Annotated in this window: 24 protein-coding genes and 1 pseudogene; 11 read left to right on the top strand and 14 right to left on the bottom strand. The window is 64.8% G+C overall.

Annotated features, from left to right (window positions below; all coding sequences use genetic code 11):
* Together VMS96_12085 and mscL are read right to left on the bottom strand one after the other, a co-directional pair.
* A partial coding sequence (locus VMS96_12085) for a hypothetical protein (protein HVP44164.1) occupies window positions 1–188 on the bottom strand: 188 nt, incomplete at its 3' end.
* A 112-nt stretch (window positions 189–300) separates the two neighbouring features.
* The gene (gene mscL, locus VMS96_12080) at window positions 301–828 is read right to left on the bottom strand and encodes a large-conductance mechanosensitive channel protein MscL (protein HVP44163.1); all 528 of its coding nucleotides are present in this window, start codon (window positions 826–828) and stop codon (window positions 301–303) included.
* 120 nt (window positions 829–948) lie between these two features.
* On the opposite strand from mscL, the gene VMS96_12075 reads away from it, so the two are divergent.
* On the top strand, window positions 949–1,335 hold the full coding sequence (locus tag VMS96_12075; GenBank protein ID HVP44162.1) for a hypothetical protein: 387 nt from the start codon (window positions 949–951) through the stop codon (window positions 1,333–1,335).
* Window positions 1,336–1,367: 32 nt separating this feature from the next.
* Here VMS96_12075 and VMS96_12070 read toward each other — a convergent pair whose 3' ends face one another.
* The 8 genes from VMS96_12070 to VMS96_12035 form a co-directional block, all read right to left on the bottom strand.
* The gene (locus VMS96_12070) at window positions 1,368–1,910 is read right to left on the bottom strand and encodes a protein-disulfide reductase DsbD domain-containing protein (GenBank protein HVP44161.1); all 543 of its coding nucleotides are present in this window, start codon (window positions 1,908–1,910) and stop codon (window positions 1,368–1,370) included.
* Window positions 1,907–2,491, bottom strand: a complete 585-nt coding sequence (locus VMS96_12065; GenBank protein ID HVP44160.1) for a TlpA disulfide reductase family protein — start codon at window positions 2,489–2,491, stop codon at window positions 1,907–1,909. The genes VMS96_12070 and VMS96_12065 overlap by 4 nt, the downstream gene beginning before the upstream one ends.
* 12 nt (window positions 2,492–2,503) lie before the next feature.
* Window positions 2,504–3,226, bottom strand: a complete 723-nt coding sequence (locus tag VMS96_12060) for a cytochrome c biogenesis protein CcdA (GenBank protein ID HVP44159.1) — start codon at window positions 3,224–3,226, stop codon at window positions 2,504–2,506.
* Between the two features lie 408 nt (window positions 3,227–3,634).
* Entirely contained in the window at window positions 3,635–4,684 is a 1,050-nt protein-coding gene (gene selD, locus VMS96_12055; GenBank protein ID HVP44158.1) for a selenide, water dikinase SelD, read from the bottom strand.
* Between the two features lie 143 nt (window positions 4,685–4,827).
* Window positions 4,828–5,340: a hypothetical protein gene (locus VMS96_12050; GenBank protein ID HVP44157.1), complete on the bottom strand. Its 513-nt coding sequence runs from the start codon at window positions 5,338–5,340 to the stop codon at window positions 4,828–4,830.
* A 57-nt stretch (window positions 5,341–5,397) separates the two neighbouring features.
* Complete coding sequence (locus tag VMS96_12045; GenBank protein ID HVP44156.1) at window positions 5,398–6,756, bottom strand: TldD/PmbA family protein; 1,359 nt, start codon at window positions 6,754–6,756, stop codon at window positions 5,398–5,400.
* 139 nt (window positions 6,757–6,895) lie between these two features.
* A complete protein-coding gene (tldD, locus tag VMS96_12040) occupies window positions 6,896–8,371 on the bottom strand; it encodes a metalloprotease TldD (GenBank protein HVP44155.1) in 1,476 nt (491 codons plus the stop codon).
* A 67-nt stretch (window positions 8,372–8,438) separates the two neighbouring features.
* The gene (locus tag VMS96_12035; protein HVP44154.1) at window positions 8,439–10,235 is read right to left on the bottom strand and encodes an amidase; all 1,797 of its coding nucleotides are present in this window, start codon (window positions 10,233–10,235) and stop codon (window positions 8,439–8,441) included.
* Window positions 10,236–10,498: 263 nt separating this feature from the next.
* Between VMS96_12035 and VMS96_12030 the strand changes: the two genes are divergently transcribed.
* Window positions 10,499–12,040 carry a hypothetical protein gene (locus VMS96_12030; protein ID HVP44153.1) on the top strand — a complete coding sequence of 514 codons (1,542 nt, stop codon included), beginning with the start codon at window positions 10,499–10,501 and terminating at the stop codon, window positions 12,038–12,040.
* Window positions 12,041–12,057: 17 nt separating this feature from the next.
* On the opposite strand, the gene VMS96_12025 is transcribed toward VMS96_12030, so the two are convergent.
* Window positions 12,058–12,723, bottom strand: a complete 666-nt coding sequence (locus tag VMS96_12025) for a hypothetical protein (GenBank protein ID HVP44152.1) — start codon at window positions 12,721–12,723, stop codon at window positions 12,058–12,060.
* A 237-nt stretch (window positions 12,724–12,960) separates the two neighbouring features.
* Between VMS96_12025 and VMS96_12020 the strand changes: the two genes are divergently transcribed.
* From VMS96_12020 to VMS96_12005, 4 genes and pseudogenes are all read left to right on the top strand, one after another.
* Window positions 12,961–13,242 carry an HU family DNA-binding protein gene (locus tag VMS96_12020; protein HVP44151.1) on the top strand — a complete coding sequence of 94 codons (282 nt, stop codon included), beginning with the start codon at window positions 12,961–12,963 and terminating at the stop codon, window positions 13,240–13,242.
* Window positions 13,243–13,498: 256 nt separating this feature from the next.
* Window positions 13,499–13,936 (top strand): hypothetical protein, encoded by a 438-nt coding sequence (locus tag VMS96_12015; protein ID HVP44150.1) that lies wholly within the window; start codon window positions 13,499–13,501, stop codon window positions 13,934–13,936.
* 133 nt (window positions 13,937–14,069) lie between these two features.
* Window positions 14,070–14,407: pseudogene (locus tag VMS96_12010) on the top strand (integrase core domain-containing protein).
* A gap of 234 nt (window positions 14,408–14,641) precedes the next feature.
* Entirely contained in the window at window positions 14,642–15,067 is a 426-nt protein-coding gene (locus VMS96_12005; GenBank protein HVP44149.1) for a DUF1801 domain-containing protein, read from the top strand.
* Window positions 15,068–15,187: 120 nt separating this feature from the next.
* On the opposite strand, the gene dnaN is transcribed toward VMS96_12005, so the two are convergent.
* From dnaN to VMS96_11990, 3 genes are all read right to left on the bottom strand, one after another.
* Window positions 15,188–16,312 carry a DNA polymerase III subunit beta gene (dnaN, locus tag VMS96_12000; GenBank protein ID HVP44148.1) on the bottom strand — a complete coding sequence of 375 codons (1,125 nt, stop codon included), beginning with the start codon at window positions 16,310–16,312 and terminating at the stop codon, window positions 15,188–15,190.
* Between the two features lie 295 nt (window positions 16,313–16,607).
* A complete protein-coding gene (gene dnaA, locus VMS96_11995; GenBank protein HVP44147.1) occupies window positions 16,608–18,005 on the bottom strand; it encodes a chromosomal replication initiator protein DnaA in 1,398 nt (465 codons plus the stop codon).
* Between the two features lie 354 nt (window positions 18,006–18,359).
* Window positions 18,360–19,034: a YqgE/AlgH family protein gene (locus VMS96_11990; protein ID HVP44146.1), complete on the bottom strand. Its 675-nt coding sequence runs from the start codon at window positions 19,032–19,034 to the stop codon at window positions 18,360–18,362.
* A gap of 187 nt (window positions 19,035–19,221) precedes the next feature.
* Between VMS96_11990 and rpmH the strand changes: the two genes are divergently transcribed.
* The 5 genes from rpmH (at window position 19,222) to VMS96_11965 (ending at window position 22,417) form a co-directional block, all read left to right on the top strand.
* Window positions 19,222–19,377 (top strand): 50S ribosomal protein L34, encoded by a 156-nt coding sequence (rpmH, locus tag VMS96_11985; GenBank protein ID HVP44145.1) that lies wholly within the window; start codon window positions 19,222–19,224, stop codon window positions 19,375–19,377.
* Between the two features lie 13 nt (window positions 19,378–19,390).
* The gene (gene rnpA / locus VMS96_11980) at window positions 19,391–19,774 is read left to right on the top strand and encodes a ribonuclease P protein component (GenBank protein HVP44144.1); all 384 of its coding nucleotides are present in this window, start codon (window positions 19,391–19,393) and stop codon (window positions 19,772–19,774) included.
* Window positions 19,771–20,031, top strand: coding sequence for a membrane protein insertion efficiency factor YidD (gene yidD, locus VMS96_11975; protein ID HVP44143.1), 261 nt, complete (start codon window positions 19,771–19,773; stop codon window positions 20,029–20,031). Before rnpA ends, yidD begins: the two co-directional genes overlap by 4 nt.
* Window position 20,032: 1 nt before the next feature.
* A complete protein-coding gene (gene yidC, locus VMS96_11970) occupies window positions 20,033–21,805 on the top strand; it encodes a membrane protein insertase YidC (GenBank protein ID HVP44142.1) in 1,773 nt (590 codons plus the stop codon).
* Between the two features lie 69 nt (window positions 21,806–21,874).
* Window positions 21,875–22,417 (top strand): R3H domain-containing nucleic acid-binding protein, encoded by a 543-nt coding sequence (locus VMS96_11965; GenBank protein HVP44141.1) that lies wholly within the window; start codon window positions 21,875–21,877, stop codon window positions 22,415–22,417.
* The last annotated feature ends 15 nt before the right edge of the window (window positions 22,418–22,432 follow it).

Below are 22,432 nucleotides of genomic sequence, written 5' to 3'. Positions count from 1 at the left end.
GAGGTGGCGACGAAGAAGGCGGATACCGCCGGGCCCAGGAGTTGCGAGGGGAAGGCATCCAGGTCCTGGAGGTCCTGCAGGTCCCAGGCCGTCCCATTCACCGCGGCGTAGAGCGCCATGGTGGACGGCAGCAGGAACACTGCGGCCACCGCCGCCGCCACGAGGACTGACAGGATTCGCACCAACATCCCCCGACTCCTGAGGACAGAAAAGTTACGCCCGGCGGGGGAGTGGAGTCAAATCGGATTGGTGCGCGCCGCTGTTAACCACATGGTTATCTCCGCCTGCGCCCACTCTGGCCTACGCCCCCGCCACCGCCGGCTTTACCTCCGAGGTGCAGTGCGCGCAGCGGGTCGCCTTGATGGGGATCGCCGACAGACACAGCGGGCACTCCCGCGTGGTCGGTTCGGCGGCCGGCGCCGGACGCTTCAGCCGGTTCACCTGCCGCACCAGCAGGAAGATGGCGAAGGCCACGATCAGGAAGTTGAAGACGTGGTTCACGAACAACCCGTAGTTCAGCGTGGGCGCGCCCGCCGCCTTGGCCGCCGCGATGGTGTCGAAGTGCTTGCCGGTCAGGCTGAAGAACAGGTTGGAGAAGTCCACTTTGCCCAGCAGCAGGCCCAGCGGCGGCATGAGGATGTCCTCTACGAACGAGGTGACGATGCGGCCGAAGGCCACCCCCAGGATGATGCCGATGGCCATGTCGAGCACGTTTCCGCGCAGGGCGAATTCCTTGAATTCCTTCAGCATTTTCGGACCTCCGGGTCTTAGCAGCGGGGCGGGATTCATCATGTGCGGCACGTAATCCGTCGGCCACAGGTCGGGCATGTACCGCCTCCGGCGCACCTGCCTATAATCGGCAGAACGCGTCTGCGGGATGCTGCCTGTCCGCAGCTTGCACTGTCAAGCACAGGCAGCACATCGGCGTGGCCGTGGAGGGAGGGAACCATGGGGCGAGCGGCAGGGTTCGTCGGGCTCTTGATCGTCTTGGCGGTCGGCGCCTACCTTTACACCCGCCAGTCGGCCGGGCCGGCCGGCGGCGCGCCCGCGACCAAGACGACCGTGGACATCGCCGCGGTGAAGAACGACCTTCTGGTCCTGGCCAACGCGGAGCGCGGGCAGCTCGCGCTCGAGGGCAAGTACGCCACCCTGGATGAGCTGGTCGCGAAGGGTTCCATCCCCAGCGAGCGGACCCGGCGTCCGCTCTACTCCTACAGCGCCGAGGTCAACGGCTCCACCGGCTTCCGCATCACCGCCACTTACGAAGGGCCGCCGGAAGCGGGCACACCACGGCGGCTCACCATCGACGAGACCATGCAGATTCGGACGGAGTAGACCCGGCTGAGGGCGGCCGGGCTACAACTTTGCTACCGGTGGATGTTCGGACTCTGCCCGCGGCGCACCACTCCGGCCCCCGAGGACTTCGACTTCGGCACCGCGATGTCGAAGTCGGCAGGCACCGACTTCGGGGGATAGCAGGCCCGGTTGTCGCAGGCCTGGTACTTCAGCGAGGCGTGCACCGTGTATTTGCCCGCAATCGCGGTCTTGGCCGCGGTCACCAGCGCCTTGATCGCGAACTTGCCCTCATAGACGTTCAACGTCTCCGCGGGAGCAAACGCGAAGGTCGCGTCCACCCCCGGCGGGTAGGTGATCTTCCCGATGACGATGTCGGTCGGGGGATTCAGCGTGAGCACGGTCGGGACCAGCAGCTCCGAGGTCGGCTTATTGGAGTTGATGTGGAAGCCGGAGGCAACGCGGAACTGGAGCGTGACCGGCGTTGCCCTGCCCCTGGCGATGCTCACCGCCGACGCCGGCCCAAGGAAGGTCACATGGTGCGGGAGCCCCTTAAGGTCCTGCGCCGCGGCACTTGCGCAACCCAGGGTGAGCCACAGGATGGCGATGCGCGTCATCGCTGACCGCCGGCGTTGGCCACCGTGGATTGCGCGGCCAGCGCCTTCTTGATGTTCTCCTCGATCTCCGAGTGGCTGACCAGGCCGCTGACCGCGGTCAGGATCCGGCCGTCGCGGCCGATATAGAACGTGGTAGGCAGGCCGTCGACCCCGCCGTAGGCGTCGCCCACCTTGTCGTTGCCCAGGAGCACGACGTAGTTGAGGTTCATCTCCTTGACGAACTCGGCGATCTTGGCGGAGTCCTTCTCGGCGTCGTCGTCCATGGCGATGCCGATGACCTGCAACCCTTGCCCGCCGTACTGCTTCTGCAGGTCCACGAACCAGGGCATCTCGATCTTGCAGGGCGGGCACCAGGTGGCCCAGAAGTTCAGCAGCACGGCCTTGCCGCGGTAATCGGAGAGCCGCACGGTCCTGCCATCGAGGCTCTTGAGCTCGAAATCGGGGGCGGGAGCTCCCTTCAGGGTGCGGCCGCTGAGTGGCTGCCCGGACTCGGCGCGGTTCTGCGCCGCTCGCCGGCCCACCCACAACATCAGGGTGACCGTGAAGATGACCAGCAACAGGATGAAGATGTTCCGTTTCAAACCAGCACGTCCTTACAAGGCAAAGCGATTCAGGAATGCGAGATAGCCCGACAACACGGTGAAGTGGCGGGTCAGGATGAGGGCGCCGATGGCGATCAGCAGCACCCCGCTCACCACCTCCACCGTGTGCAGGTGGCGGCGGAAACGGCTGTAAAACACCAGGAAGCGGTCCACGCCCAGAGAGGTCAGCAGGAAAGGCACCGCCAGGCCGGCCGAGTAGATGGCCAGCAGCGCCACACCCTGCATCACCTTCTCCTCCGAGGCGGCGAAGGTCAGGATCACGGTCAGGATGGGCCCGATGCACGGCGTCCAGCCGAAGGCAAAGGCGAAGCCCACGGCGAAGGCGCCCCAGGGCGTGCTTCCCCCCTGGATGGAGTGCATGCGCTTGTCGGCGTACAGGGCGGCGATCTTGAAGATGCCGGTCAGGTGCAGGCCGAAGACGATGATGATGACGCCCGCCAGGTAGGTCAGGTAGCGCTTGTACTGCGCCATGAGCTGGCCCAGGCCGGTGGCCGCCGCTCCCAGCAGGATGAAGACCAGCGAGAACCCGGCGATGAACATCAGGGAATGCAGCATCACGGTGCGCAGGCGCCGCGGGTCCTGTTGCTTCAGTTCCTCCACCCCCACGCCGGAGATCAACGACACGTATCCCGGCACCAGCGGTAACACGCACGGCGACAGGAAGGACAGCAGACCGGCGATAAAGGCCGCAATGGGCAGTGGAAGGTTCGACATCGGACAGTTCGATTGTACCTTTTGAGCTTCCTTCAGAGTACGGCGGTGGCGGTCACTCCGGCAGCGTACTTCACTAGAAGAGATGCACTAGGTACGAAATCGTTACTGGAAAACGAACATTCGAACGGGCGGAATACGGCCTCACGCCATTATCTGGCCCGACGATGCAGTTGAACGGGTGCACTACCCGAGTCTTCCCCCGAGTCCCGAAGTGGTAAACATGACCTTCTACCCACTTGACAGTACAGCGGGCGCACGGGGAAAATCTCCCCTTCAAAGGCCCTATTGTTTTTCATAGAGGGAATGGATTGCTTCTACTGACCCTTTGGCTGGCGAGAAAACTCGGGTTGGGACCGCTCCTGCGGCGCCTGCTTGAGTCTCTCGGCATCGCTACCGAGCCGGTTTACCTCAATCTACGCGGATAAGCGGCTTCTCCTGCGCCGTCACGTCCCCGATCTCCTCCGCCGCCACGCCCTTAGCCCGCAGCTTCTCGACCAGGCCCTTTGAATCTCCCGCCGCCACCGAGATCAGCAGCCCGCCCGCGGTCTGGGGGTCGAACAGGATGGTCTTGCGGTCCTCGGGGACGCTGTCGCCGTAGCCGACCACGCACTCGGCGAACTCCCGGTTGGCCTTCAGCCCGCCGGGGACGAAGCCGGCCCGCACACACTCCAGCGCTCCGGCCAGCAGCGGCGCCGCTGCCGAACGGATCCGGAGGCCGACGCCGCTGCCCAGGGCCATCTCGCGGGCATGCCCGATCAGCCCGAAGCCGGTGATGTCGGTCATGGCGTGGACACCGGCAGGGCTGTCGCGCACCACCTCGGCGGCGGCCCGGTTGAGGGTGGTCATGGAGCGGGTGGCGGCTTTCACCCAAGCCGCCTTCGCCTTGCCGCGCTTGATGGCGGTCGAGATCACGCCCGTCCCCAGCGCTTTGGTCAACAGGAGCCTGTCCCCCGCCTGCGCCCCCGAGTTGGTCAGGAGGCGCTTGGGATGGATGGTCCCGGTCACCGAATAGCCAAACTTGAGTTCGTCGTCGCGGATGCTGTGCCCGCCAAGGATGGTGCACTCCGCCTCGATCATTTTCGACAGCCCGCCGGCCAGCATCTGCTCCAGGACCGAGAGATCGCCCTTTTCCGGAAAGCACACCAGGGTGAGCGCGCTCATGGGCCGCCCGCCCATGGCATAGACGTCGCTCAGGGCGTTGACCGCCGCGATCTGCCCGAAGGTGTAGGGGTCGTCCACGACCGGTGTGAAGAAGTCCACGGTCTGCACCAGGGCGGTCTCCTCATCCAGTTGGTACACCCCGGCGTCGTCGGCTTTGTCGAAGCCGACCAGCACCCGCTCGTCCTGTTGCCGGGCTAATTTCCCAAGCACCGCGTCCAGCACCGCCGGACTCAGCTTGGACGCTCAACCCGCCGCCTTCACCTGCTCGGTCAGGCGGACCTGCTTTAAATCGCCCATCTCTTGATTCTATCCACAGAATTGGATGGCGTCATGCTGAGCGCCTTCAGGCGCGAAGCATCTCGCGTGCGTTCACAATACAATTGGCGCGACACGCGAGATCCTTCCGGGCTGAAGCCCCTCAGGATGACGCCGAGAAGGGTCTACTTCGTCGTGACCGATACCACCTTCACCTGCGGGTATTCCCGGTTCCAGTCGTTGGAGATATGCTCGAAGGTGAGCCGGAAATCGATGGTCTTGCCGGGTTGCAGGGGGGCCAGGCGCAGGTCGAACATCTCCGGCGTGCCCGTCACCGAATGGGCTTGCAGCGCGCGCACCGGCATGGTCTCTTTCTGCACCACCTCGCCCAGCGAGTTGCGAAACGTGACCTCCAGCGAGGCGCCCAGGACCGGCTGGTCGCCGTTGTTGGTGATCTTCCCTTCCAGGTAGCTGACGGTGCCGCCGACGAAGTTCTCCGCCGCGCTCATCTTCAGGTCGGAGATGGCCAGCTTGGCCGCGTAAGGATCCACCCCGGCCTGTCCCGTGGGCTTGGAGCGCCCCAGCACCACCACGGCCACTATCGCGAGGACCATGATGGCTGCGCCGATGCCGATCGGCACCCAGGCCGTCTCGCCCTGTTCCGGCTGATACGGAAGCGGTGGCTGCGGTTCCGCCATGCGAGGAATTCTACTACTCGAAGATGACCGGTAGAGACGCCCGTCAGGGCGTCTGCCTTATTCCCCTGCGACGGTCAGGCCGTCGATGCGGATGGTCGGCGCGGCCACCGCGCCGCGAAAGACCAGGTCGTTGCCGATCTGGCTGATGTTCCGCAGCATGTCCTTCAGGTTGCCGGCGACGGTGATCTCCTCCACCGGGTAACCCAGCTCGCCGTTCACGATCCACAGCCCGCCCGCGCCGCGCGAGAAGTCGCCGGTCACCAGGTTTACCCCGAAGCCCAGGAACTCGGTCACGTACAGTCCGTCCCTGATCTCGCCGATGATCTCTTTCGGGCTTCTGCTCCCCGGCTGGAGAAAGAAGTTGCCGACCCCGATGCCGGGATTGCCCGCCAGCCCGCGCGACGCGTTGCCGGTGGTCTTCAACCCCAGTTTCTTGGCCGTATAGGTGTTCAGCAGGTAGGACTTGAGCACCCCGCGCTCGATCACCGTGGTGCGTTGCGTCGGGACCCCCTCGCCGTCGAAGGGGGTGGTGCCAAACCCGCCGCGCATGGTGCCGTCGTCGATGACGGTGACGTTCTCGCCGGCCACCGGCTCGCCCAGCTTCCCGGCGAGGAATGACGCCTGGCGGTAGATGGAATCGCCGTTCACGCCTTCGAAGATGTTGCTCAGGATGGAGCGCGCCACCAGCGGATCGAGCACGATCGGCACCTTGGCGCTCTTCACTTTGCGCGCGCCCAGGCGGCGGACGGTGCGCTCGGCTGCGATCCGCCCGACCTCCTCCGGCGATTCCAGCCGCGACAGGCTGCGGGCCATCGAGTACCAGTAGTCGCGCTGCATGGCGCCGTTCTCGTCACGCGCCACCGGCACCGCTGCCACCGAACAGTGCGAGCGGGCGTACTCGCCGAGGAACCCCAGCGAATTGGCCAGCACCTTGCGCCCCGTGGCCGCGTCGAACGAGCCGCCCTCCGAGTTCTGGATGCGCGGGTCGGCCTTCATCGCCGCCGCTTCCGCGCGCCGCGCGTAGGCGATGCGCTCCTCGCCGGGCAGCGAATAGACGTCGTCGTAGTAGAGGTCGAGGTCGCCGGGGACCTGGCCTAACTGCTCGGCCAGGGGCAGCCCGGCATGCGGATCCTCCGAGGTGATCTTCGCCAGCTGCAGCGCGCCCTTGACCAGGGTGTCGATGCCGCCGGCGGTGAAGTCGCTGGTGTGGGTGGATGCCGCGCGTTGCCCGAAGAACACGCGCAACCCCATCGACTTGGCGCCGGCTTCCTTGAGCGTCTCGACCACGCCCAGCCGCACCACGGTGGAGAACTCATCGCCTTCGCGCACCACGCACTCCGCCGCCGAGGCTCCGCCCTGCATGGCGCGGCGCACCACCTCCTGCGCCAGTTCGCGCAGGTCGGTTTCGCTTTTCACGTTTCGCGTTTCGAGTCCCGTTGTACTCATCATTTCCCTTTTGTGGATGTCATCCTGAGCAAGGGCGCATGCCCGAGCGAAGGACCCCGCGGATCTCGCGCGCCAGAGACGCCGCCTGCACAGGTACTTCGGAAAGAAGCTACTCTTCTCCCGTCCCGCCCACCGTCAGCCGGTCCACCTTGATGGTGGGGATGCCGACGCCGACCGGCACCGACTGCCCGTCCTTGCCGCAAGTGCCGATGCCCTCATCGAGTTGCAGGTCGTTGCCTACCATCGAGACCTTGGTCAGCACGTCGGGGCCGTTGCCGATCAGGGTGGCGTTCTTCAGCGGCGCCGTGATCTGCCCGTCTTCGATCATGTAGGCCTCGCTCGCCGAAAAGACGAACTTCCCGTTGGTGATATCCACCTGCCCGCCTCCGAAGTTCACCGCGTACACGCCCCGCCTCACCGAGCGGATGATGTCCTGGGGATCGTCCTCGCCCGCCAGCATGTAGGTGTTGGTCATGCGCGGCATGGGGATGTGCTCGTAGCTCTCGCGGCGGCCGTTGCCGGTGTCGTGGATGCCCATCAGCCGCGCTGACAGCTTGTCGCTCATGTAGCCCTTCAGGATCCCCCTCTCGATGAGCACGGTGTTCTGCGTGGGCATGCCTTCGTCGTCCACGTTGAGCGAGCCGCGCCGCGACGGCATGGTGCCGTTGTCCACCACCGTGCACTTCGGGCTGGCCACGCGCTTGCCCACCAGCCCGGCGAAGGCCGAGGTCTTCTTGCGGTTGAAGTCCGCCTCCAGGCCGTGGCCGATGGCCTCGTGCAGCAGGATGCCCGGCCACCCTGGCCCCAGCACCACTTCCATCTCACCCGCCGGCGCTGGCCGCGCGTCGAGCTGGATGATGGCCTGCCGCGCCGCGTCCCGGGCGAAGTGCTCCGGGGTCTTCTCCGTCAGGAAGCAATCGAAATTGACGCGCCCGCCGCCGCCCGCCGTTCCCCGGGCTGAGTTGCCGTCGCTCCTGGCGATGCAGAAGACGCTCATCCGCGACAGCGGCTGCGTGTCTTCGGCGAAGCTCCCGTCGGAGCCGCACACCAGGATGTGGCGGATCTCGTCGGCGTAGCCGGCGCGCACCTGCACGATGCGGGGATCGTACTCTCGCGCCGCGCGGTCGGCCCGCATCACCAGCTCGAGCTTCTGCGACATCTCGGCGTCCACCGTGGGCGTCACCGGATACAGGTTCCGCGCCTCCGCGCGCTTGAAGCCGACCACCGGCTCCTTCGCCGGTCCGCTGGCGATCAGCGCCGCGGTGCGAGCTGCGTGCACGATCTTCTCCGGCGACAAGTCGTCGGTGTAGGCGTATCCGGTGCGCTCGCCGGAGATCACCCGCACCCCGCAGCCGGCGGAGATGCCCTGGCTCGCCGACTTCACCAGCGACTCATCGACCGAGATCGATGTCGAGTAGAGGTATTCGAAGTAGATGTCGGCGAAATCGCCGCCCGCCGAGAGCGCCGCCCCCAGGTATTTCTCCAGGTCGCGCTCCGTCACCCCGTATTTTTGAAAGAAGGATTGCTTCTGCGTGTCCGTCATGACCTGCGGATTGGATGCGCCGCCCTCGGAAACGACCCGCACGCCGCACCCAGCCCACCGATTATTTCATATTTGGACAAAGTAGCCCGCGCGCCCTCGCGCGGGTATCTCAGAACCCCGGCGGCCGCTGGTCCGCCACGCCGAACGCCTTCTCCAGCGCCACACCCGCGCGCACCAGTGTTCCTTCCTCGTACAGCCGCCCGATCAGCGTCACTCCATGCGGCACGCGCCGCGGGGGCGAAAACTTGGGCAAAGGATGCGCCGGGTCCGGCGCCCAGTCGCTGCGCGCCTCCGACACCTGCACAAACCCCGCCCGCAGTGTGAGCGACGGGTGCCCGGTGAAGTTGGTGATGGTGAGCATCTCATCGCGCAGCGACGGCACCAGCAGCAGGTCCACCTTCGAGAAGACCCGCGCCATCTCCGCCGCCACCTTCCGCCGCAACCGGTCCGACTGCACGAAGTCCACGGCGGAGAGGAACCGCGACTGGCGGAAAATATTGGGCCAGGCGTCGGGCGCTTGCATCTTGAGCTCGTCCAGCTTGTGACTGAGTGTCAGCTCTTCGAACGACGCCGCCGCTTCCGCGAACAGGATGAGCGCCATGTCATCGTACGGCCAATCGGGGATGGACACCTCGACCGGCGTCATGCCCACCTGCTTCACCGTCTCCAGTGCGGCGCGATCGACGTCGGTCGCCGGCGCCTCCTTCATCCATGCCGGGAAGTAGCCCACCCGGAGGCCATTGACGTGGGTCTTGGCGACGTAGTCCAGCTTCCTGCTGGGGACGCTGTTCAGGTCACCGTCATCCCCGCCGGCGATGGCACTCAGCACCAGGATCGTGTCTTCCACGCCGCGCGTCATAGGGCCCAGCTTGTCGAGCGACCAGCACAGCGTCATCGCCCCGGTGCGAGGCACGCGGCCGTAGCTCGGCCGCAGGCCGGTGATGCCGCAGCGCATGCTGGGGCTGACGATGCTGCCGCCGGTCTCGCTGCCGATAGAAAACCCGACCAGCCCGGCGGCGGTCGCCGCGCCCGGCCCGGCGCTCGAGCCCGACGACCCTTCTTCCAGCAGCCAGGGGTTCATGGTCTGCCCGCCGAACCAGACGTCGTTCAGCGCCAGCGCTCCCAGGCTCAATTTCGCCAGCAGCACTGCGCCCGCGGAATGCAGCCGCCTGACCACCGCGGAGTCTTCCGTCGGCACGCGGTTGCGGTAGGGTTCGGCGCCGTAGGTGGTCGGGATGCCCGCCGTGTCCAGCAGGTCTTTGACGCCATAAGGGATGCCGTGCAGCGGCCCGCGATACCGGCCGCCCACGATCTCCTCGTCCGCCTGTTTCGCCTGCTTGAGCGCGAGCTCTTCGGTCAGCGTGATCACGCAGCGCAGCTTGGGATCGAACTTCTTGATCCGCTCCAGATAGATCTGGGTCAGCCGCTCCGAGGTCAGTTGCTTCCGCTCGATCCAGCGCGTCAGCTTGGTCAGCGGGGCGAAGGCGATGTCCTCGGTCTTCGACGGCAGCGGACCGGGCTCCGCCTTGCTCCAGGCGAACCGGTCCAGCTCCGGACCCGCTTTCTCTCCCGGCAGCACCGGGTTCCACAGCGAGTACGGAGCGGCGTCGATCGCGACCTTGCGCGGCCCGACTCGGTGCTCGGTCAGCGTGGCCATCAGGCTTCGCCAGTTCGAGACTTCTTGGTCGCGTTCCGCCGGACTCATCTCCACTCGGAATAGCTTCTCTGCTTCCGCGAAAGTCCCCGGCGACACTTCCGGCCCGACCTTCGGGGCCGTACCCCACGCCGGAGGCGCTCCCGGCGGCGGTTCCGGTGGTTTCTGCTCCTGTACCTGGGCCCGGGCTAACAGCGCCGCTCCGAACAAGCCGAGCGATGAGTGCGTCAGGAAGCTTCTGCGCGTGGTCACAGTCCTGTTCCTCCGGCGCGGCATTATAGACGGCCCCTCTCCTTTGTCATCCTGAGCGCAGTCCCGGAGGGAGTGTTTGCCGAGCGCCTTTTGGGCGCGAGCCCTGAACGCTGAGCGAAGCGAGGCGGAAGGGGTGAGGACCTACGGTTCGCTGCGTATCGAGAGCCCCACGCTAGTGGGGCGATTTCCGCCTTGGTGTCACAGAATCGCGCGCGCTGCAGCGCTATAATCCGCACGCCGTGACGCCCGAGGCGCTAACCCGCATGCTTCAGGGCTTCCTGGCAGAGGCTCGCGACGCCGCGGTCTTCGAATCCGGCGAGCCGCTCTTCGACCTTGCCACTTCGCGCTTCTCCATCTCCGACGATCACGGCCACTGCCTGCTGCACCTCTGGTCGGAGGAGCGCAATATCGTGCGTCGCGTGCTCGACGCCGCCATCGAGCACGATGCCCTGCAGCTCTCCGTGCAGCGCTTCGGCCAAGCCAAGCCGGCCAAGCTGGAGATCTGCCGCGATCGCGACCGGCGCACGCCTTCCGAGCGCAAGCGCGCCCGCAACACTTACCAGGCGCTGCTGCGCCGGGTCCTGGAGCGCAATTTCCCCGGCTGGACGGTGGACCGCCTCTCCTCCGCCGCCGACCTGGAGCGCAGCTTCGGCCCTATCTACACCCGAGGACTGGTCCGCCGCAACGACTCGGCATTCGCCGTGCTGGGCGTCGGCGCCGGAGAGACGCAGGTTTCCATCGACGCCGCGCTCACTTTCGCCATTCTCTGGCTCGACGAGTGCCGCCGCCGGTTCCGCGGCCTGGTGGAGGGCGTGAAGCTCTTTCTTCCCGCCGGGACGACCGCGGTCACCCGCGCCCGCCTGGTCCACCTGGAGGGCGCCGGGGCCCGCTTCCAGCTCTACGAACTCGACGAGCGCGACCTGGCCCTCGACGAGGTGAGCGTCACCGATCTGGGCAACATCGCCAGCCGGCTGGTGCGCTGTCCCGGCCGCGAGCTGGCCTTGCGCCGCTTCGCCGCCTCCATCGAGCGCGTTCGGGCGGTCGTGCATGAATGCGACATCGCCGTGCTCTCCTCCTCGGAGATCGCCTTCCGCCTGGCCGGCCTGGAATTCGCTCGCGCTCGCCTGGCGCCCGAGGCCGGGTCCTTCCGCAACACCGAGGAAATCGTGTTCGGCGTGGGCGGCTGCGAGACCCTGCTCACGCCGGAGAACCTCGCCGACTTCGGCAATTTCGTGAACCTGATCGCGGAGACTCGCCGCCCCGGCGGCCCGCGCGCCAACCCCATCTTCCGCATGCGGGCGGAGCGCTGGCTGGAGTCCCTGGTGCTGCGCGACGTCACCGTCGTCGATACCCAGCTCGACCGCGACTTCGTGTACTCCCAGGTGCCCGCCTTCTCCGCTTCCGACCGGGCGATGATCGACGTGCTCACCCTCACCCGCGACCGCCGCCTCGCCGTCATCGAACTCAAGGCCGACGAGGACATCCACCTGCCGCTCCAGGGGCTCGACTACTGGAGCCGCGTCGTCTGGCACCAGCAGCGCGGCGAGTTCCAGCAGTGCGGGTACTTCGCCGGTCAGGACCTCAGCCCGGCGCCGCCGCTCCTGTTCCTGGTGGCGCCCGCGCTCCACGTCCATCCCGCCACCGACACCCTGCTCCGCTACCTCTCCCCCCGGCTCGAGTGGACGCTGCTCGGCATCCACGAGAACTGGCGCCAGCAGCTGCGGGTCATCTTCCGCAAGCGCCCGCCCTTGCGCGCCGCTGCAGCGCCTGACACAAAAAGGCCGGGGCGAGAACGCCCGGCCTGACTCCCGACTCCTGACTCCTAGGGGATGATCAAGCTGCTGCCCTGCGGCGCCGAGACCCCGGCTTCCTTCTCCGGGAATCGCTGGAACAGGAATTCCAGGAAGGCGCGCGACCGCGGGCGCCCCGACGTCCTGCCGTAGGCCATGCGCACGATGAACACCAGGGCCTGCAGCACCTCGGAGTCGCGCAGCGTCGCGTAGCCCACGTGCTTCTGCTCCAGCTCGCGGTACTCGGCGACCATCTTCTCCATCTCGTCGGCGATGCGCTGCTGCAGGATGTTGGCGCTCTGCGGCTCGTACACCAGCCCCGAGCCGGAGAGCATCTCGTACTTGCGGGCCAGCGCCGTGAGGGCCGCGATGGCGTCGCGGTCATTGATGCCGCGCTCGCTGCGCGCCGCCTTCACGATGGCGTAGCTCAGCCCCACCACCAGCGGCTCGCGCTCATAGACGAACGTCTGCTTCACCTCCACCCGCGGGAACAGCGCCGCCCGGTCCTCGTCGCTCAGCCCGCGCGGCTTCTCGTGCTTGCGCGCCTCCTGCAGGTAGGAACAGTCGCTCGGGCAGTCGAGCGTCACCTCGCGCTCCGTCCCGCAGCACACGGCGCAGATCTTGCCGTGCACCGCCGGGCAGAACCGCTTCTCCTTCCTGGTCTCGCAGATGGCGCAGCTCACCGCATCCACCCTCATATCCATGGTTCCAGACTACCAGCGAACCCGTTTCTGCGTCCTGCCTCCTGCGTCCTGCCTCCTGTTCATGCGGGCCCGCCCGACTGCCCTACTCATTGTGCAACTCCAGGCCCTCTGCAAAACCCGCATAAAATCTGGCTGAAACGTGCCTTTTTTGTTTCCCCTGTGGTATAAGAGTTCGCGAGTCAGTAGCAATCGTTCGACACACTGAAGGAGGAGTTCCACATGGCTTCTGGTATGACCAAGACTCAGCTGGTCCGCCACATCGCGGGCGAGCTCGAGGTCAGCAACAAGACCGCAGCGACCTTCCTTGAGGTCCTGAGCAACACCGCCATCAAAGAGACCAAGAAGAGCGGCGTGTTCGTCCTGCCCGGACTCGGCCGCCTGGTGAAGGCCAACCGCAAGGCCCGCATCGGCCGCAACCCCCAGACCGGCGAGCCCATCAAGATCCCAGCCAAGACCGTCGTGAAGTTCCGCGTGGCCAAGGCCGCCAAGGATTCCATCGCTCCCAAGAAGTAGTTCCGCACTCAGCTCCACCCCAGCCGGCACTCGTTGCCGGCTTTTTTTTCTCCTTCTGTCATCCTGAGCGGAGCGAGCCTGGGCGAGCAAAGTCGAAGGACCCCTATTCCCTCCCCAACAGCCGGCGGCCGGAATTCGCTCCGGGCCACTCTGGACTCTGGACTGGGTAGCCGCCAGGACAGCGACTTCCCCGCTCCCACCGGGTTCGCATCTATATACTTACTGCCGCAGTTCCGCAGAGAGGAAAGGAGAACTGATGAGACTTCGTACTGTTCTCGTCGCCCTGCTGTTCGTATTCTCGACCCTCGCCTTCGCCCAGACTGGCGCCACGCAGGCCCCGGCCAGCGGCCCGCCCCCGGGCGGCACAGCCGCAGCACCTTCGCCGATGCGCTCCCAGCGGCGCGAGCACATGCAGCAGATGCGCCAGCAGCACCAGCACCAGATGCAAGCCACCATGGACAAGATCAAAGCCTCGATCGACAAGCTGAAGGCCAGCCTGGCCAACGTCAAAGACCCTGGCGAGAAGGAACGCTGGCAGGCCGACATCGACGCCTGGCAGGCCCTGCTCGACATGCATCAGCAGATGATGCAGAACCGTCCCCAAGGCAAAGGGATGGGGTACGGCAAGGGCTACGGGACGGGCATGGGCCCCGGCGGCCCGCCTCCAGCCCAGGCGCCTCCACCCAAGCAATGATCCACGTGGCGCGGCCCCGGCCGCGAATTTTCACAAAGTAGCCCGCGCGCCCTCGCGCGGGCTTTCTTTTCTCTTTGTCATCCTGAGCAGAGCGAGGCGCAGCCGAGCGCAGTCGAAGGACGTGGATACCTCCTTGCCTGGGGCGCGGGTGGTGCGGGTGCTGGAGCGGATCGCCCAAGAGCGCGGCCAGCCACGGCAGATCCGCACCGACAACGGCCCGGAGTTCTCGGGCCGGTCGCTGGACAGTGGTGCTTCGCCCAGGGCATCGAGCAGCACTTCACCCAGCCCGGAAAACCGATGCAGAACGGCTACATCGAGAGCTTCAACGGCAAGTTCAGGGACGAGTGCCTGAACGAAAACTGGTTCGTCAGCTTGCAGGACGCGCGGACCACGATCGAGCAGTGGCGGCGGCTCTACAACCAGGAGCGCCCGCACTCGGCGCTCGGATACCAGACCCCGGAGGAGTTCGCGCAACAAAACGCGGCCACGGGCTGTGGAAAAGACGCGGGCTGCGCCCGCTTGGAAAACGCTGCGCGTTTCCCACTTTCCCCCAGCCTCGACGGCGGCGGGAACCTCAACCCGGACGCGGACAGCAGCGTCCCTAACAGGCTGGTTGTGTCATTATGACTGGACCAAAAAGCGGGGGCAGATCAAGAAGGATTACACGTCGTATAATCCCGCGCGCGGTTCAGGAGGCGAAACGTTATGAGCGTACAAGAACAAATCAAGAAACACATTACGAGCCAACCGGAGCCCAAACGCACTGACATGCAAGAGTTGCATCGGCTCACACTTCAAGTGTCACCAGAATGCAGATTATGGTTCTTCGATGGTAAAGACAGCAACAATCGCACTGTTTCCAACCCTACGATTGGATATGGGTCTCACACCATAAAATATGCCGATGGAAAAAGTAGAGAGTCTTTTCGAATTGGTGTAAGCGCGAACAAAACCGGAATCTCTGTCTATATTCTCGGTCTCAAAGATAAGAAGTACTTAGCCAAGACGTATGGGAAGAAAGTAGGCAAGGCGAGCGTGACCGGATATTGCATTCGGTTCAAAGCTCTAAAGGACATCAACATCGATACGCTTGAAGCGGCAATACGAGATGGGCTTGCAGCTTCTGAATGAAAAAGGAAAGATGATAAACTTCCGCTAAGCGAACTCGAAGAACGCTATCCTGCGTGCGCGTTCCTTAGTATTGAGGCGGGTGGCCTACCCTTTCATGCGGATGCGCTATGCCCTATGCGCTCAAATCCTCATCGGCATGATGATGTACCGGTACTTGTAATCGGCGTCGCCATTCTCGCTGGGACGCATCTGCCCCGCCGACTGCGGGTCCTTGAACTCCAGGCGCACCTCGCCTACGCTCGACGCCTTCAGGAAGTCCAGCAGGTACTGCGAGTTGAATCCGATGGTCAGCGGGTCAGCCTGGTAGGTGGTTTCGATCGAGTCCTCCGACTCCCCGGTCTCGGTCGAGGACGACGAGATCTTGATCTCGTTATTGTCCAGCCGCAGCCGGATGGCCCCGGAGCGCTCGTCGGCGAACTGCGCCACCCGCTGGATGGCCGAGGCGATGTCCTCGCAGCGCACGGTCACGATCTTGTTGTTGTCGCGCGGCAGTACCGCTTCGTAGTTGGGGAACTGCCCGGTCAGTTGCCGCGAGGTCAGCACCCGCTCCCCCACCCGGAAGAACAGCGTGGACTCGTCTTTTGCGAACTCCACCGCCGTGCCTTCGCCCTGGTCGAGCAGCAGTTTCAGCTCGGTCATGGCCTTCTTGGGCACCAGGGTCTTCATCTCGCCGCCGCTGACGCCCTCGATCTTGGCGTGGCCGTTCTCGATGTGCGCCAGGCGGTGGCCATCGGTCGCCACCATGGTCACCGACTCCGGCTTCAGCACCATCAGCGCCCCGTTCAGGGTGTAACGCGATTCCTCGCTAGAGATCGCGAAAATAGTCTTCGCGATCATGGTGCGCAGCACGTCGGCAGGGATTTTGATCACCCCGGTCGTGGGGAACGCCGCGACTGTGGGGAAGTTTGCCCGCGCCATCCCCACCATCTTGGTGTTAGACCGCCCGGAGCGGATCTGTACCCAGTGGTTCTCCAGCAGCTTGATGTTGATATCGCCGTCCGGCAGCAGCTTCACGTAGTCATACAGCTTGCGCGCCGGGATGGTGCAAGCCCCCTCTTTCTTCACCTTCGCCGGGCACGACGTACGCAACGACAGGTCCAAGTCCGTCGCCGTGATAGAGAGCCGCTCTCCGGCCGCCTCGAACAGGAAGTTTGACAGGATCGGGATGGTGGTCTTGCGCTCCACCACACCCTGCGTCGCCGTCAGTTCCTTGAGCAGATCGAACTTGCTGACGCTGATCTCCATAGCACTAGTCCTTTGGGGCTTTTACGAAATCCCTATATATCAGAACAATTTTATAAAAACAGCAGTAATCATAGGCGCTCAGGAAAAGTGGGAATCACTTCCCTGTTGGCCGGGAATGCGCCAGAAAAGCGTTTTCCACGGTGCGATTCCCGGTCTGCCGGCGGTGGGCTGGAGTGGATCGCCGGGAGCATACTTTGCATTACGGCCTTGTCCTGCACAGCTTCCACAGAGCGTCCACACTCGACTTGAAGGAAAGAACGGTCCGTACCGTGGAAATCGGGTCCTGAACCGCACATCAGCCGCTCAAAGTCTCGTTCAATTTGTTCAGAAGTCTGTTCAAATCCTTGTCCGATTTGCGCGACTCCTCGATCTTGTCGATGGAGTGCATCACCGTGGTGTGGTGCTTGCCCCCGAACTGACGCCCGATCTCGGGCAGCGACGCCTCGGTCAGGTGCTTGGCCAGGTACATGGCGATCTGCCGCGGGTAGACGATGGCCCGGGAGTTGTTCTTGGCCTTGATCTCCGCCACCCGCAGCCCGAACTGCTCCGCCACCGCCTTCTGGATCTGGTCGATGTTGACCTTGCGCTGCTGCGCATCGATGAAGTTCTTGAGCACCTGCTGGGCATTGGGCAGGTTCACCTCGCTGCCGGTCAGCGAAGCATAGGCGATCAGCCGGATGAGCGCTCCCTCCAGCTCGCGCACGTTCGACCGGATATTGGAGGCGATGAACAGGGCCACATCGCTGGGCACACTCACGTGCTCTGACTCCGCCTTCTTCTGCAGGATGGCGATCTTGGTCTCCAGGTCGGGCGGCTGGATGTCGGCGATCAGGCCCCACTCGAAGCGCGAGCGCAGCCGGTCCTCGATCTCCGCCAGCTCCTTGGGCGGGCGGTCGCTGGCGATGACCACCTGCTTCTGCGACTCGTGCAGGGTGTTGAAGGTGTGGAAGAACTCCTCCTGGGTGCGCTCCTTCTGGGCCAGGAACTGGATGTCGTCCACCAGCAGCACGTCCACGTTGTTGCGGAACTTGTCGCGGAAGGTGGTCATCTTGTCGTAGCGCAGCGAGTTGATCATCTCGTTGGTGAACTTCTCCGCCGACAGGTAAAGCACCTGCGACTGCGGCTGCCGCTTCTTGACCTCGTGGCCGATGGCCTGCATCAGGTGGGTCTTGCCCATGCCCACACCGCCGTACAGGAACAGCGGGTTGTAGGCCTTGGCCGGACGCTCCGCAACCGCCTGGGCCGCCGCATGGGCGAACTGGTTGCTCGAGCCGATGACGAACCCGTCGAAGGTGTAGCGCGGGTTGAGCTGGGCCGCCGAGTCCCAATCGAACTTGCCCTGGCCCGGCCGTCCGCTCGCCACCGGCGCCGCCTGGGTGCCGACCGCGGCGAAGCCGCCGTCATGCCGCATCGGGGTGGCGGTCGGGTCCTCCTCGGCGGTGACGAACTTCACCTCGTCGAACTCCAGGCCCAGGGTGTCGATCGCCTCCTGGATAACGTCGGCGTACTTCTCTCCCATGTTGCGGAATTCCGGGGTGGGCACGCGGATGAACAGCACGTGGCCCTGGGCGTGGCTGTAGCGCGTCGGCTTCAGCCAGGTGTCGTAGGACTGCCGGTTGATCTTCTTTTCCAGGGCCCCGAGGATCCTGATCCAGGGATTGGCGGTCGCGGTCGCTGTCGAGGAGAGGGACATGGATGATTGCGCTACTGCTGGTCACCTTCCGGTGACCGGGTCCGAACGAATCAAAATATGTTGCCCGCCGGCGCGATGTTGCCGCGCTTGAGTCAGGCCGATTGAAGCTGGCAGTGCCCGCGACGAATGCCGCGGAGCTGGTGCAGGTCAGAGACTGCATTCACCTCAAGGCTGCACCGCATACTAGCACGAAAAATTTTTACGTGAGAAAAACTTGCCGCGGAATTTTTTCGCGCGAAGATGGCAGCAAACGCGAGCTTCGGGTTCGTGTCAAGTAGTTAGTGAGTTAATGCCGCGCAGTTGGTGCAAAGGTCGAGCCGATGTTCAGCCTCTCAGGCGCGCCCGGTCGCTGGGTTATGAGGGCGGGCGTTGGTGAGAATGCGGGAGATGCTTTGCGCCGCCAGAGCCGGGCTCCGGTCCGCTCTCCGCCAACTTCAGCTCGGTCTTGCGGATCATTCTGGACCACAGGGAATCCGGATCCGGATCGAACACCGCTTTGGCATCGGCGGGAAAGATGAACCAGGCGCCCAGTTCCACTTCCCTTTTCAGTTGCGCATCGGTCCATCCGGCGTAGCCCAGGAAAACATGGAACACGCCAGGCTCAGGTTGGGCCGAGATGGTCTGGTCGAGCAGGGGCTTCGTGGAGATGAGGTAAACCCTGCCGACGACGTGCTCGGCCCCTTCGGGCTTGGCCGGCGACCGGAGCAAGGCGAACACCGCCGGCCTCTCGACCGGACCTCCGAGATAGACCGGGTCGGAGCGGCCTTTCGCCGCCTTGTACCCCTCCAGCACTCGTGAAAGGGGGACATTGGATCGCCGGTTCAGGACCAGTCCGACCACACTTTCGGCATCGTAGTGGACCAGCAGGACCACGGTCTCAACGAAATTCGGATCATCGAGGTCGCGGCTCGCGACCAGCAACTTTCCCGCACCCAGGTCCTTGACGTCCTTGGATTGGGCCGATAGCAAGGGCGCCAAGGCAACGATCACGGCCAGGGTTGTGCACCAGCCCAGTTTGCGCAGAGACATGGCTGCTCTCCTCACCCGGAATCACGCCCTTGGGTCCAGAACCCCCACTCCCTCGCGAGATTATAGTCATTGACGCTGGGGAGAGGGGTATGGTGGGAAGCCCCTGCGGTTTGCCGCTCTGCGCGGCATCATTTATACTTTTCGTTTGCTCACCCGGAAATTTTCACGTTAGGAGCGCACTGTTTCGATGCCCAAGCGGACTTTCCAGCCCAACCGCCGTCACCGGTCCAAGACCCACGGCTTTCGCAGCCGGATGAAGACCAAGGCCGGGCGCGCGGTGCTCTCCCGGCGCCGTGCCAAGGGACGCAAGCGCGTCTCGGTGAAACCCGGTTTCCGCGAGTAACCGTATTCCTGCGATGTCTTCGGCCGGAGCCCGCTTCCCCAAATCGTCGCGGCTCCTCAAGCACGCAGACTTTGACCACGTGTATCAGAACGGCAAACGTCAGTTCTCCGGGCACATGACCGTGTTCTCGCTGCGGCGGGACGCGGGCGCGCCGCGGGTGGGCCTGACCGTGGGCCGCGCCCTGGGAGGCTCGGTGGTGCGCAACCGCATCAAGCGGCGCCTGCGCGAGGCGGTGCGCCGCCACCTGCATGCCCTGTCGGTCCCGGTGGACCTGGTGATCAATCCCAGGAAGTCGGTGCTCACCCTGGAGTTCGCCCAGCTGGAGGCGGAAGTAGCGCAGGCGTTCGAAAAGATCGGCCGTCAGTCGTCGGTCGCCGGTCGTCAGCCAGAGGCATGAAAACTTTTCTCCAAGCCGTGCTGCGGCTCTACAAACGCTGGATATCACCGGCGTTGCCACCGGCCTGCCGCTACGTCCCGTCGTGCTCCGAGTACGCCGTGGAGGCCATCGAGCGGAACGGAGTGATCCGCGGCTGCGGTCTGGCCGTGTGGCGCCTGCTTCGCTGCCATCCGTTTGCCAAAGGCGGCTACGACCCCGTACCGACGCCTGACTCCCGACTCCTGGCTCCTGAACCTCATCATTCTCACGAGAAATAATTTGCAAGATTTTCAAAACCCGCAACAGCAGGACCCCGGCGCGCAGACGCGTCTGCTCATCGCCTTCGCCCTGACCTTCGTGGTCATCATCCTGATGCAGCCGCTGATCAAGAAGTACGGGCCGCAACCGGCGGCCACGCCGGCCGAGCAGCACCAGGCCGCGCCTTCGGCGGCGGCCGGCGCGTCCACGCCCGCCCGGCCCGCAGCCGCGGCGGCTGTGCCGGCGCAGCAAGCCTCGGCGGAGAGCGAGACGGTCATCGAGAACGGGCTGTACCGCATCACCTTCAGCAATCGCGGCGCGCAGGTGAAGTCCTGGATCCTGAAGAAGTACCTCGACCAGCCCGGCGGCAAACCGCTCGACCTGGTGAACCAGGCTACGACCAACCTGGGCTACCCGCTCTCGCTCTGGACCTACAACGCCGAGCTGCGTGGCAAGCTGAATTCGGCGCTCTACGTGGCCAGCACGAGCGGGACCATAGCCGCGCCGGCTTCCGTCACGTTCCAGTACTCCGACGGCAAGCTCAGCGTCCGCAAGTCTTTCAGCTTCGACGACTCCTACGTCATCAAGTGCGAGGTCTCGGTGGCGGACAGCGGGGCGCCGGTGCAGGCCTTTCCCGCCTGGCCCGCGGGATTCGGCGACACCCGCAGCTTCCCCGCCTACGCCGCCCAGACGATCGACTACCAGTCTGGCGACAAGATCGAGCGCATCGAGTCCAAGAAAGTCTCCGGCGGCAACACCCTGAAGGGGCCGTTCCACTGGGCGGGCGCTTCCGACCAGTACTTCGCCGCCATCTTCCTGCCCGAGGAGCCGGAGAACTCGGCGCTGGTCACCCTGCACGAGCAGATCGAGATCCCGAAGAACCCGGACAAGCCGGTTGCGAACGAGCTGCAGAAGGTCCCGGTGCTGGGCGCCGCGGTGGGCAGCGTCAACGGCGAGACCCACGAGCGCATCTTTGTCGGCCCCAAGGCGGTGGATGTGCTGGACGCGGTCCACTCCTCCCTCACCCGCTCCGAGCGCGCCGCCCTGGGCACGGCCGGCGCAAGCGGCTACCTGGGACCGCACCTGGTCGGCTTGGTGGATTTCGGCCGCTTCTTCGGCTTCATCGCCAAGCCGCTGTTCCTGTGGCTGAAGTGGACGCACGACCACTGGGTGGCGAACTGGGGCTGGTCCATCCTCATCCTTACCGTCATCATCACCGTTGCCACCCTGCCCCTGCGCCTCTCCAGCATGAAATCGAGCATGAAGATGGCCAAGGTGCAGCCCCAGATCAAGGCCATCCAGGAGAAGTACCGGAAATACAAGTTCAACGACCCGCGCAAGCAGGAGATGAACAAGGAGATGAGCGAGCTCTACAAGCGCGAGGGCGTGAACCCGGTGGGCGGCTGCCTGCCCATGCTCATCCAGTTGCCCTTCCTCATCGCCTTCTATTCCATGCTGGGGGTGGCCATCGAGCTGCGCCACGCCCCCTGGCTGTGGATCAAGGACCTCTCCGCCCCGGACACGCTCTACCTGCTGCCTCTGTTCATCACCGTGTCCATGTTCGTGGTGCAGAAGATGACGCCACAGGCGGGCATGGACCCGGTGCAGGCCAAGATGATGTCGGTGATGATGCCGGTGTTCCTCGGCTACATCTCGCTGAACCTGGCTTCGGGGCTCGGGCTGTACTGGGCGGCCAGCAACATCCTGCAGATGGCGCAGCAGTGGGTGCTCAACCGCACCGAGTTCGGCAAGCAGATGCGCGAGTCCCAGCTGAAGCGCGCCATTAAGAAATGACAACGGTGTCCAACGAAGTTGTAGCGCGGCTGCCCTCGGCCGCGTCCTCGCGACTATAATTTCTGCTTCATGCCCATCCCCGACAAAGTCGGCGCCGCCCGCAAGATCGATGCCCTGCTCAAGGAGTTGCTGCACAGCGGCGCCTTCCGCCTGAAGTACCGCATCACCGTCAACCCGCCCATGACCGAGGACCGCGACTGGGAGCGTCCCGACATCCTGGTGGAGTTTGCCGGCCCCGACTCCGACTTGCTGCTGGAGCGGGGGGCGGAGGTGTTGCGCTCCTTCGAGCACATCACGCACAAGATGCTGCGGCTGGAGAGCGAAGAGCACGAGAAGGTTTCGTTCGACTGCAAGAACTTCAAGGCCATGCGCATCGAGGAGCTGCGGCTGGCCGCCGGCGTGGCCGCCGAGAAGGTGGCCAAGACCGGCGTCCCCTATACCTTCGCCCCCATGTCGGCACGCGAGCGGCGCATCGTCCACCTCGCCCTGCGCGACAACCCCGCCCTCAAGACCGAGAGCACCGGCGAAGGTAGCCACCGCTCGGTCGTGGTCTATCCCAGGGACTACAAGCCGAAGACCTCCGGCAAGCCGGCTCCCCGCGTTCTGCCGTAACCCTCGCACTTGTCA

This window comes from Terriglobales bacterium, from assembly GCA_035543055.1.
GTDB lineage: Bacteria > Acidobacteriota > Terriglobia > Terriglobales > Acidobacteriaceae > JAIQFD01.
Note: the sequence above shows the minus strand (reverse complement) of the source record. Positions and strands in the feature narration are given on the sequence as shown.